8 protein-coding genes and 2 pseudogenes are annotated in these 11,903 nt (G+C 58.7%); 4 read left to right on the top strand and 6 right to left on the bottom strand.

Features of this window, described 5'->3' with window-relative positions; translation table 11 throughout:
* Positions 1-232 precede the first annotated feature (232 nt).
* The 4 genes from AC07VR_RS20035 (at position 233) to AC07VR_RS20020 (ending at position 5,877) form a co-directional block, all read left to right on the top strand.
* Positions 233-1,135, top strand: a complete 903-nt coding sequence (locus AC07VR_RS20035; protein ID WP_495012301.1) for a LysR family transcriptional regulator — start codon at positions 233-235, stop codon at positions 1,133-1,135.
* 504 nt (positions 1,136-1,639) lie between these two features.
* Positions 1,640-3,331 (top strand): NAD-dependent malic enzyme, encoded by a 1,692-nt coding sequence (locus tag AC07VR_RS20030; RefSeq protein ID WP_494991648.1) that lies wholly within the window; start codon positions 1,640-1,642, stop codon positions 3,329-3,331.
* A 327-nt stretch (positions 3,332-3,658) separates the two neighbouring features.
* The gene (locus tag AC07VR_RS20025) at positions 3,659-4,144 is read left to right on the top strand and encodes an acyl-CoA thioesterase (RefSeq protein WP_494991649.1); all 486 of its coding nucleotides are present in this window, start codon (positions 3,659-3,661) and stop codon (positions 4,142-4,144) included.
* Between the two features lie 62 nt (positions 4,145-4,206).
* Positions 4,207-5,877 (top strand): FMN-binding glutamate synthase family protein, encoded by a 1,671-nt coding sequence (locus AC07VR_RS20020; protein WP_495012300.1) that lies wholly within the window; start codon positions 4,207-4,209, stop codon positions 5,875-5,877.
* Positions 5,878-6,299: 422 nt separating this feature from the next.
* On the opposite strand, the gene AC07VR_RS20015 is transcribed toward AC07VR_RS20020, so the two are convergent.
* The 6 genes and pseudogenes from AC07VR_RS20015 to AC07VR_RS19990 all read right to left on the bottom strand — a co-directional run bounded on the left by AC07VR_RS20015 (position 6,300) and on the right by AC07VR_RS19990 (position 11,686).
* Entirely contained in the window at positions 6,300-7,571 is a 1,272-nt protein-coding gene (locus tag AC07VR_RS20015) for a c-type cytochrome (RefSeq protein ID WP_495012299.1), read from the bottom strand.
* A 1-nt stretch (position 7,572) separates the two neighbouring features.
* Positions 7,573-9,183 (bottom strand): GMC family oxidoreductase, encoded by a 1,611-nt coding sequence (locus AC07VR_RS20010; protein ID WP_495012298.1) that lies wholly within the window; start codon positions 9,181-9,183, stop codon positions 7,573-7,575.
* 2 nt (positions 9,184-9,185) lie between these two features.
* Positions 9,186-9,695: a sugar dehydrogenase complex small subunit gene (locus AC07VR_RS20005; protein ID WP_495012297.1), complete on the bottom strand. Its 510-nt coding sequence runs from the start codon at positions 9,693-9,695 to the stop codon at positions 9,186-9,188.
* Between the two features lie 369 nt (positions 9,696-10,064).
* Positions 10,065-10,304, bottom strand: a pseudogene (locus AC07VR_RS20000) (ABC transporter permease subunit); the annotation flags it as partial.
* Positions 10,305-10,359: 55 nt separating this feature from the next.
* Positions 10,360-10,461, bottom strand: a pseudogene (locus tag AC07VR_RS19995) (hypothetical protein); the annotation flags it as partial.
* An 88-nt stretch (positions 10,462-10,549) separates the two neighbouring features.
* Positions 10,550-11,686 (bottom strand): glycoside hydrolase family 3 C-terminal domain-containing protein, encoded by a 1,137-nt coding sequence (locus AC07VR_RS19990; RefSeq protein ID WP_495012296.1) that lies wholly within the window; start codon positions 11,684-11,686, stop codon positions 10,550-10,552.
* Positions 11,687-11,903 lie beyond the last annotated feature (217 nt).

Here is an 11,903-nt window from a genome sequence, read left to right as displayed (position 1 = left end):
AGCGATCATGGCCAAGGCATCCACCGTGATAAATGCAGCGATCCGAATACCTACTATTTCGAACGTGAATAAAGATTAGAGATGAGCAAAAGCCAAGCAACTCTTACGATGGACGCAACGGTGTAGCACTTGATAGGCTTGCGGTTCTTGCAGCGGCCATTTCAGAGCGGTGCAAACCCCGCGGCGGGCAACGGTTTATCGCCCTGGTATGAGCCAATCTGCACGAGGCGTTATGGAATTACGTGAGCTGGATCTCAATCTTCTTTTGGTGTTCAACCAACTGCTCATCGACCGTAGGGTTTCGACTGCGGCGGATAATCTTGAGCTGACCCAACCCGCTGTCAGCAACGCGCTAAAGCGGTTGCGTAGCGCCTTGAACGACGAACTTTTCGTACGCACCTACCAGGGAATGGAGCCCACGCCTTATGCCCGGCAGCTGGCTGAGCCGGTTGCGCAAGCCATTCAAACGTTACGCGATGCACTTAGCCGACAGGACACGTTTGACCCGCTCCACAGCAATCGCAGATTCACCATGGCAATGACGGATATTGGTGAAATCTACTTCATGCCGAGGCTAATGGATGCTCTGGCTGAACGCGCTCCGGGTTGCTCGATCAGCACGCTGCGCAACAACGTCGATACCCTGGCCGAAGGGCTGCAAAACGGTGCGATCGATCTTGCTGTCGGGTTGCTTCCTCACCTTCAAGCGGGTTTTTTTCAGCAACGCTTGTTTCACCATCGCTACGTCTGCTTGTGCCGCAAAGGCCATCCCGCCACCAGGGAGCCGTTGACGCTGGAACGTTTTTGCAGCTATGACCACGTTCGTGTTGTAGCAGCGAACACAGGACACGGTGAAGTTGATACGTTCCTCGCACGCGCCGGTATCGAGCGAAAAATACGTCTGGAGGTTCCGCATTTCGTTGCGGTCGGCCACATACTTCAACGCACGGACTTGCTGGCAACAGTGCCTGAACGGTTTGCCACCAGTTGCGAACAACCCTTCGGGCTCGCCATTCTACCGCCGCCGCTGGAGCTGCCAAAAATCGAGATCAATCTGTTCTGGCATGCCCGTTACAACAAGGATCCGGCCAATCGTTGGTTACGCCAGCTCATGTTCGAGCTGTTCTCCGATTAAATGCACTGAATCCTCGGAGTATGACGGTCATTAAAAGTCGTCACGAGCGATAAACCCAAAATCCGTAGGCTGTTCGCCCGCCATCTCGTGCCCCAGCCCTCCCCACCATTGAATATCTGCGATGGCAGATTCCTTCAACACCTGCGCATGAATATTCAATACCCATGCCGTAGCGCGCCCGATGATCAAACCTCAAAAGAAGAACAAAAATCGAGGAGATATAGGCAATGACACCCTCAGATATCCGCAATAAGCAGTATCGGGAAAAAAACACGTCTAAGCTTTGCTGTGCGGCGACCCTGACCGACAGAGCTTTCCGAGTGATTGGATACATCGTGTCCAAGCAGAGAAACCCACACCGCATTCAAACGCTCGCAAGGCTCACTTGGCACCTCGCCACAAGGACCGGGAGCAAATAAGTAGCAGACTAACGTTTACTGTACCGCGCTCTCATTAGCCTGCTAGGTTCGGGTTTCTGCAAAAAAGATAGAGAGTGAATTCAAGATGAACGAAAAACAAAAACGGCCGCTGTACATTCCTTACTCCGGCCCGTCGTTACTGGAAATGCCCCTGCTGAACAAGGGCAGCGCTTTCAGCTCGCAGGAGCGGATCGACTTCAACCTGCTCGGCCTGTTGCCGCAAACCACGGAAACCATCGAGGAGCAGGCAACCCGGGTTTACCGGCAATATGAGCTGTGCACCAGCGATATCGACCGGCATGTCTTTCTGCGCGGCGTGCAGGACAATAACGAGACACTGTTTTTCCGTCTGCTCGAAGATCACCTCGAAGAGATGCTGCCAATCATCTATACCCCGACCGTCGGCCAGGCCTGCCAGGAGTTCTCCAGCATCTACCGCACCCATCGCGGACTGTTCATCGCCTACCCCGACCGCGATCGCATTGACGATATCTTGCACAGCGCCACCAAGGGCAACGTCAAAGTCATCGTGGTCACTGACAGTGAGCGCATCCTCGGGCTCGGCGACCAAGGCATCGGTGGCATGGGTATCCCGATTGGTAAATTGTCGCTGTACACCGCTTGTGGCGGCGTCAGCCCGGCCTACACCTTACCGGTGGTACTGGACGTCGGAACCAACAACCCTGACCTGCTGAACGACCCGATGTACATGGGCTGGCGCCATGCACGTGTCAGCGGCGAACAGTACAACGAGTTCGTCGAACTGTTCATCCAGGCCATCAAACGTCGCTGGCCCAACGTGCTGCTACAGTTCGAGGATTTCGCCCAGACCAACGCCACCCCGCTGCTGGAGCGTTACCAGGACCAGATCTGCTGCTTCAACGATGATATCCAGGGCACCGCTGCCGTAGCCGTCGGCACCTTGATCGCCGCGTGTAAGGCCAAAGGCGAACGTCTGTCCGATCAGGTAGTGACCTTCGTCGGCGCAGGTTCAGCCGGCTGTGGTATTGCCGAGCAGATCGTCGCGGCGATGATGCTCGAAGGGCTGAGCGACAGCGAGGCTCGCCAGCGCATCTTCATGATCGACCGGTGGGGCCTGCTGACCGATGACATGGCCAACCTGCTGCCGTTCCAGCACAAGCTGGCGCAAAAGCGCAGTAGCATGCCGGCATGGGCTGCAGGCAATGGCGATTTAACCCTTCTGGATGTAGTTAGCCACGCCAGGCCCAGCATTTTGGTGGGTGTATCGGCGCAACGCGGACTGTTCACCGAGCAAGTCATTCGGGCCCTGCATGCTGGCTGCTCCAAGCCGATCGTCATGCCGCTGTCCAACCCGACCTCCAAGATCGAGGCTACCCCTCAGGAAATCCTTACCTGGACCAATGGCCAGGCTCTGGTGGCCACCGGTAGCCCGTTTCCACCGGTCAGCCTGGGCGAGCGCAAGATTCAGATCGCCCAGTGCAATAACTCCTACATCTTCCCCGGGGTCGGCCTGGGCGTCTTGGCGGTCATGGCCACCAGGATCACCGATGGCATGATCATGGCCGCGTCCAGAGCCTTGGCCGACTGCTCGCCACTACTCACCGGAGAGGGTGATGCAGTGTTACCACCGTTGAGCGAGATACAGGCGGTGAGCAAGAAGATCGCCTTCGCCGTGGCCAAACAGGCTCAGGAGGAAGGCAAGGCTTTACAGATCAGTGACGAACGTCTGCACTTGGCGATCGAAAGCAACTTCTGGCAAGCGCGTTATCGGGATTATCGTCGCTCCTCGATCTGATGTTGTAACGATCTGTGGGAGCACCTCTCATGTGCTCCCACACTGTCCGGGCGTACCGGAATACCCGCACACCATGTAGCACCGTTACAAAATATGAAACAGACTTTCTCATTTCATTAGCTAGCTATCGTTTTTTTCGATTGTTAGACTCCCCCCGCCACCATGGCTCATCCACCTGGTGCTTCGTGTCCTGCAACCCTGTTACGCCCTGATCGGCCGGAATCTGCCCTTCTCGTTGCGTCGACGTACAACCGCGCCAGTCGCCCATGGCCCAGCAACATCCGGATGAGTTGAGCCAACATGTTTGACCGACCTGATGAGGCAGTAATGGAACCAGGAAGCTATCAATTGACCATGAGTGTGCTTATGACCCCGGACAAAGCCAACTTCTCCGGCAATGTTCACGGTGGGGCTTTGCTCAAGTTGCTTGATGAAGTGGCCTTCGCTTGCGCCAAGCGCTATGCCGGCAATTATGTGGTGACCCTGTCGGTCGATCAGGTGATCTTCAAGGAGCCGATCCGCATCGGTGAGCTGGTGACCTTTCTGGCATCAGTGAACTACACCGGTCGTTCCTCGATGGAAATCGGCGTGAAGGTCATGACTGAAAACATTCATGAGCGCAGCGTACGCCACACCAACAGCTGTTACTTCACGATGGTCGCTGTCGATCACAACCACCGCCCCGTAGCCGTGCGCTCTCTGGTTCCGGAGACCTGCGCCGAACAACGCCGGTACGCCCAGGCTCAGCAGCGCCGCCTGCAACGCCAGGAGCTGCAAGCGCGCTACGACTCGCTAAAAGTCTCCCAGGCTTGAACCACGTGAAACCGAGCGGTCAGCCGATAGCTGTCGATGCCACACTACAAGGAACAACACGCATGAAACTATCATTATTGAGTCGTTACTCATGCTTCGCCTTTTGCTTTGTCTTTACCCTCGTAGGTCTGTGCCTGTTCGAGCGCATCGAGTGGCTCTGGTCCTTCACTCTGATCACCGGGATCCTGACGCTGATCGGCCTTAATGACCTGCGTCAGACCCAACACTCGGTGCGTCGCAACTATCCCGTGATCGGTAACCTTCGTTACCTGATCGAACATATCCGTCCAGAGATCCGCCAGTACCTGCTTGAAGGTGATGACGACGAACTGCCCTTTTCCCGCACCCAACGCTCGCTGGTCTATGCCCGCGCCAAGAACCAGAGCGCGGAGAAAGCCTTCGGCACCCTGAAGGATGTCTACAAACCCGGATTTGAATTCATCGTTCACTCGATGCTGCCCAGCGAAGTGCTCGACCCCAAGGAGTTCCGCATCATGGTCGGCGGCCCGCAGTGCCGTCAGCCTTACAGCGCTTCGATCTTTAACATCTCCGCCATGAGTTTCGGCGCCCTGAGCGCCAATGCCATCCGCGCTCTGAACAAGGGAGCAAAACTGGGCGGCTTTGCCCATGACACTGGCGAAGGCAGCATCAGCCCCTATCACCGTGAATTTGCTGGCGACCTGATCTGGGAACTGGGCAGCGGCTATTTTGGCTGTCGCGACCAGGACGGTCGGTTCGATCCCGAGCGTTTCTCCACGCAGGCCTGTAACCCTCAGGTGCGGATGATCGAGATCAAACTCAGCCAAGGTGCCAAGCCCGGGCACGGCGGTATTCTGCCCAAGCATAAGGTGACTGCGGAAATCGCCGAGACCCGGGGCGTGAGCATGGACCGCGATTGTGTGTCGCCGGCTCGCCACAGCGCGTTTTCTACACCGATCGAACTGCTGCAGTTCGTTCAAAAGCTACGTGAACTGTCCAATGGCAAACCGGTAGGCTTCAAGCTGTGCATCGGCCAACCCTGGGAGTTCATGGGGATCGCCAAGGCGATGCTCAAGACCGGCATCCTGCCCGACTTCATCGTCGTCGACGGCGCCGAAGGTGGCACAGGCGCCGCACCAAGGGAGTTCAGTGACAACATTGGCATGCCTCTGCGCGAAGGGTTGTTATTCGTGCACAACACCCTGGTCGGCCTGAACCTTCGAGACAACATCCGGTTGGGTGCCAGCGGCAAGATTGTCAGTGCCTTTGATATCGCCAGTGTGCTGGCTATCGGTGCCGACTGGGTCAACTCGGCGCGCGGCTTCATGTTTGCCATCGGTTGCATCCAGTCCCAAAGCTGCCACACCAACAAATGTCCGACCGGGGTCGCCACTCAGGATCCGTTGCGCCAGGGCGCACTGGTGGTCGAGGACAAAGCCACTCGCGTCTACAACTTCCACCGCAATACCCTGATGACACTGGCCGAAATGCTCGCCTCCGCGGGTATCGAGCATCCCTCGCAATTAACCGCCGAGCACCTGGTACGGCGAATCAGCGACACCCAGATCCGTTTATTTTCCCAGACACACACCTTCCTTAAATCAGGCGAATTGCTCGATGACCGCTGTACCAGCGAGTTCTATTTGCGCATGTGGCACAGCGCCCGGGCCGATAGATTCAAACGCAACGACTCAGGCGATGAGATCGTTGTCGACAGGACCTCATCTGAGACTCGATATACCGCTATCGCGTGAGTATTGCCATCAGTGCACCGCTGAGAGAGAGGGTTGGCCAACGCATCCGCTTAGTGCTCTCCCGGTGACTGGTTTGATAGGGAAGCTAAACCAGAACAAAAAGCACGCATAGCACACTCGCCGTAGCGCTGGTCGCTCTCGGTATCACCAATGCCAGTGTCCAGAATACCGATCCATCTAAAGTTGGCCTTGCGGTGATGGATGCGACCAATCGGGCGACATCGGCCTCGCGCCCCGAAAGCCCTTGTGCATGGTGAGGTAGTGAGGCAGATCGCTACGCAAGCTTGATCCAGCCGGTCCGAGGCCGGTCGAGGGGCGGCATAGTCAGGCTCGCGCCGTGTTCCACTGAAATTCGCTGGCGCTACCGAGATCAGTCTCAGGGGCAGCCTGGAGCACCTGTTGCATGATCGCAGCATTACTCGTTAACGCAATTTCGCGACGTCCTGCTCGGAGACCTTGGTGGCTGGATTGCCGAACTGGGTTGTCACGTAATTGGCCAACACAGCGATCTGCGCATCGGACAATTCGTTGGCGAACGCCGGCATGCCGACATCATTGCCGGCCGCTTGGCGATGTACGCCATGCAGGATGACCTGCAGCAGGTTGTCCGCAGTCGGTGCGCCGACAGTCGAGTTATGCAGCAGTGACGGGTAGTAACCATCAGGCGTACCGTCGCCCTTTGCCTGGTGGCAGGTCGCACAGTTGCCCAGGTACAGCCGGGCCGGGTCCGGTGTGTCGTTCAGCGCGACTCCGCGCAAACGGCTGACGTCGGTCGCCGGCTTGCCCCATGCCGCCCGAGGGCCCGCGCTGGCGTCAGGCACGGCGGGCACGCTGCGGATGTACGTGGCGATCGCGTCGAGATCGGTATCGGCCATGTGCGAGAAGCTGTGCTGCACCGCTTCGGCCATCGGCCCGGCTGCCTGCGCGAGCCCCGGTACGCTGCCGGTGCGCAGGTACTGGACGAGTTGCGGCTGGGTCCAGCTGCCAATGCCGGCATGAGCGTCAGAGGTTATGTTGTACGCGTCCCAGCCAGCGAGTACCGAGCCGCCGAGGAAACCGCTGGCGCTTTCGTCGAGCGCTTTTTCCTGCATGCCGGTCCCGCGCGGCGTATGGCAGGTGCTGCAGTGGGCCAGCCCCTGCACCAGATAGGCCCCCCGGTTCCACACCGCATTCTGCTCAGGTTTGGCCTGGTAGGGCCCGTTTTTCAGGAACACCCGGTTCCAGGCGGTGAGTGGCCAGCGCATGCTGAGCGGCCAGGGGATATCGCCGGGGCGCTGAGCCTGGTTGACCGGCGTCACGCCGTGCTCGAAATAGGCATAGAGCGCTTTCACGTCGTCATCGCTGATTTTCGCGTACGACACATAGGGCATCGCCGGGTACAGGTTGTGCCCGTCCTTCGACACGCCCTGACGAACGGCACGGTCGAAATCGGCCAGCGTCCAGCTGCCGATACCGGTCTGTGTATCCGGTGTGATGTTGCTGGAGTAGATCGTCCCCAGCATCGGGACGTTCAGCGGCAGGCCGCCGGCGAACGCTTTGCCGTCAGCGGTGGTATGGCAGGCCATGCAGTCGCCGGCGATCGCCAAGTATTCGCCGCGCTTGACCAGCGCCGGATCGGACAGGTCATCGGCATGTGCAATGCCAGGCAAGGCGAGCGCACCGGCCAGCAGAAAGAAAAGGGGCTTTTTCGACACGTCAAACCTCCTTCTTCAACTGGTCGGCCATGCGCAGCGCCAGTGCAGCGATGGTCAGCGTCACGTTGACCGTGCCCACGCTGGGCATGGTGGAGCTGCTGGAAATAAACAGGTTGGGGTGGTCGAAGGTTCGGCAGTCCCGGTCGACGACCGAGTCGCGGGCATCGCTGCCCATGATCGTCGCGCCGGTGATGTGATTGTTCGGCGCGAACTCGTCATTGAACTGGATCTCCGTACCGCCGAGCACCTTCGCCGCCGTCGCATACACCTCGCGGGTATGCACGGCGCTGCGCTTCACGTAGTCATCGATGTGGTAGGTGATCTCGGGGCGCGCAATGCCGATCGCGTCGATCTCGGTCTTGCTTGGCACGATGCGGTTTTCCGGCAACGGCAGGATTTCATGGAAGCAGTCGAACTGGACATAGCGTGCCGACTGGTCGCGAATCCGCGAGTCAAGTTCGGAGGGTTTCAGCAGCTTGCCCTGGTCGAAGATTTTCTGGGTTTCCTGATCGATGCGCGACAGGTTCGACAGGTGGATTTTCTTGCCGGCCTGATGCGCGCGGAACGGGCCGTCGCGAAAGCCGATCAGCGAGGTCATTTCCTGCGGCCCCCGGCCAGGCCAGAGCTTTTCATTCGCATAAAACGAGACGCCGGTGCCGGGGTGGTCCATCAGGTTGCGGCCGACCATGTCCGAGCTGTTGCCGACCCCCTTGGGAAAGTCGTTGCTGGTCGACATCAGCATGATCTTCGGTGTTTCGATGCCATTCGCGGCGAGCACGAAATACTTGCCCTCGACACGATGCTCCTTGCCTTGCGGGTCTTTGTAAAGCGCCGCGGTGATTTGTTTTTTTGGGCCGACTTCAAGCTTGAAGACGACGGCATTCTCGATCAGCTTCGCGCCCGCCTGTTCGGCTTTTTCAACGTGGAAGATACCGTTGTACATCGCGCCGATGGGGCAGATCGGCATGCAATTGTTGTTGCCGCAGCAGGTCGGCCGGCCGTCGTAGGGGCGGCTGTTGCGCGCGACCGGTTCGGTCACCACATGAAAACTTTGGTCGTGCGCGTTGAGCGCGCTCTTGATGGTGTGCTCGTTATAGGAGAGCGGCAGTGGCTGCATGGGATAGGGCTGGCTGCGTGGCGAACCGAGCTCTTCATCGCTGGGCCCCCACACGCCGAGTTCTTCTTCGGCGCGCTGATAGTAGTGTTCAATGTCGTCGTATTGAATCGGCCAGTCGCGGCCGACGCCATACACGGTCTTCGTCTTGAAGTCGTTCGGCAGGAAGCGCCAGGCGGACGCCGCCCAGTGCCAGGTGGTGCCGCCCACCGCGCGAATGTATTGCGAATTGAATTTGTGCTCGCCCTTGAGGATCAGGTAGTCATTGGGCGGCCCGTATTCGGGGTGCGGTGCCCAGGCGCTCGATGGATATGGCGCCATGAAGTCCATCTTGTCGGGTTGGTTGCGAAAGCGTTCGACAATCTGCCAGCGCGGCATGCGTGGCCCGGCTTCCAGCAGGATCACGGACTTGCCGGCCAGCGCCAGCTGGTGAGCGACGATTGCGCCCGCCACACCCGAACCTACAACCACGATATCCGCTTGTTGTGTGTCAGCCATGTCTAGGACTGCCTTTCTGTAGGTTTGGTCGCCCAGAAGCCGGGCTTGTTGGGGCAATAGGAACGGATCACCTGGGTATCGGCGACCACCACGAACATCAGCGCCTGTTCGTAGGTCACCACGACGTTGTCGACGATGCCCAGGTACCAGCCTTTCATGATGTTCAGCGCGAGCGCTTGTTCGGAGGTGCCGAGCGAACCGGCAACCAGCGCGCTGGCCAATGGTGGCAGGCGCTGGGGCAAATCCGGCGTGGTTTTTTGCAACGCGGCGAGCAGCCGCGCGCCCACGCCGCGATCGAGCCCGGCCTTGCCGGTCAGCGACTGCGACAGTGTCATGAAAGTATCGAGTGGTGGCGCGCTTGTGTCGTCGGCGAGTGCCTTGAGCGTCAGCGAGCCGATCAGCCCGGCCACGCTCAGCGCAAGCATGCCTTGCAGGCACTGGCGACGATTGATGAAGGGCGCAGCCTGCAGTCGGTTCTCGGCTGGAGCGCTGTCAGAGTCATTTCGATTCAATTAACTCTTCCTCTCTAACAAACATTCTTGTTTTAAAACAAACGTGTTAGCCCAACATAATTAACGACCATCGTTTCCGCATCTGGTGCGTTAAGACCTCCAGTCGTGTAGTCGCTCAGCTAATTCAATTTTCTTGAGTGTCCTTTCTGGATGTGCCCATGCCATGTGGTGACCCATCTGAATGATAGCCAACGCTACCAAAAAAGCAGCTCGGCTCTTGACCTACTTGCCGGCCTCGTCCACGCCCTGGATCTTCAGCAGACCGGGCAGGGCAAACCGCGCACCTCGCCGATCACTTCGGTGCGCAGACATATCAAAGAAATGTGAGAGCGGCGGAGCGTCAGCACTCGCCCCCCCCCATTGGCCTTATCAATGCTTGGTACGGCTCCTGCCAATATAGATCGCCAACAAGATTACCCCACCCTTTATGACGTTTTGGACATAAGGGGATACGTCCATCAATTTCATGCCGTTATTAAGTACGCCCAGCATCAATGCGCCGATCAGGGTGCCAATGATTGCTCCACAGCCTCCGGCGATGGCCGTGCCGCCCAACACCACCGCGGCAATTGCATCGAGCTCGAAGCCTACGTCCGCATTGGGTTGACCCGGGCAGCCAAACTTCGGGAAAAGCAATCAAAGCTGCGCCGTTGCGCGCAGCATCCTCGATCAGGCGTACCGCTTTTTCGATACTCGCCGGCAGGTCCAGGAATACCGGGACCGCTTGAACGGCGGCCACCTTGTACTGGCCGTTGATGGTTTTCATGTACGTGCTCCTTTGGCATGGAGGGGTCAGCGGGTGACGGGACGGTCGCTGAAGCGGTAGGCGTCGCGTTGCACCAGGAGTGGTGCGCTCAGGTCCGTCGCCGAATACCCCAACGCCAGGCAATAGGTGCCGCCTGCAAGCGCCATTGCTGGCTGGACGGGTCGAAATCGGCGAGCAGCCGATCATCCACCTCGAGGGTTACGCGTCGGGATTCCCCAGTCTTGAGGGCCACCTTGTCCCAGCCCAGCAACCGCTGTTGCTGACGCCCGGGTACACCGGTCACATACAACTGCGGCACGTCCTTACCAGCCACGGAGCCTGTATTGGTGACCGTGGCCGCGACACGCAGCGGATGGGTAGAGGTCACTTTCAAATCGCTGTAAGCAAAGGTGGTGTAGGTCAGCCCGAAACCGAATGGGAAAAGCGGTTTGGCTTGGGTACGGGCAAACCAACGATAGCCGATGTCAGCGCCCCCGAAGCCGACGATAGCCGGGCGGGGAAGCTGTTGCAGACTGGCCGGAAAGGTCATCGGCAGGCGGCCCGAGGGCGCTTCACGCCCGGTCAGCAGATCCGCGATGGCCTGGCCCCCAGAGGCGCCGGCATACCAGGCTTCGAGGACCGCCGCTGTCTTGCCAAGCCACGGCATTGCCATGGGGCCACCCGTTTCCAGCACCACGACAGTATGGGGATTGGCCGAGGCAACGGCTTCCACCAGTTCATTCTGACCCTGCGGCAGATTCAGGTCATAGGTGTCATAGCTGTCCATCATCCATTGGGTGGCGAAGACGATGACGACGTCTGCGTGGCGGGCCAGTAAGGCAGCTTCGCCAGGCGAGCGCCCATCATTGAAAGTGATGGTGCTGTTGGGCAGTGCGGCTTTCAGCGCCTGAAAGGGAGAGGAGCGATGCCAGACTTCATCACGGGTACTGGCCAGAATGCCTTCGCCACCCAGGTGAATGGACACAGCCGAACCTTGCGGTTCGATCACCTGGGCAGAACCGCCACCCGAGAGCACCCCGGCGTCCGCGTGCCCGCCGATGACTAGCACCCGCCGGGTCGAGACGGTAATTGGCAACGCCTGTTTTTCGTTTCGCAGCAACACCGCCCCTTCCAACGCCACCTGGCGCGCCACCTCGCGACTTGCCGCGTAATCGATAGGGGTTTTGATGGGAGGGTGGTCAACCAGACCGATTGCAAACAGCGAGCGCAAGATGCGCTTGTTCATGTCGGCTACGCGATTTTTGTAGGTTTGATCGTGGGCGGTCTTCTGAGCTAGCGGCGCGGCGAATGGGATATCACCATAAAGCATCAACCTTATGTACGTCGATCGTGCGCATGGCATCTTCTCTTGTTGTTGTTTTTTTAAGAGCATCGGTAACGCGGTAAACGTTCGTACAGCCGAGTTTAGGGACGCCGGGCGCGCGGAAACATCAGCTTTGCGC

The sequence above is a fragment of the Pseudomonas sp. GW821-FHT02H09 genome (assembly GCF_059421425.1).
Note: the sequence above shows the minus strand (reverse complement) of the source record. Positions and strands in the feature narration are given on the sequence as shown.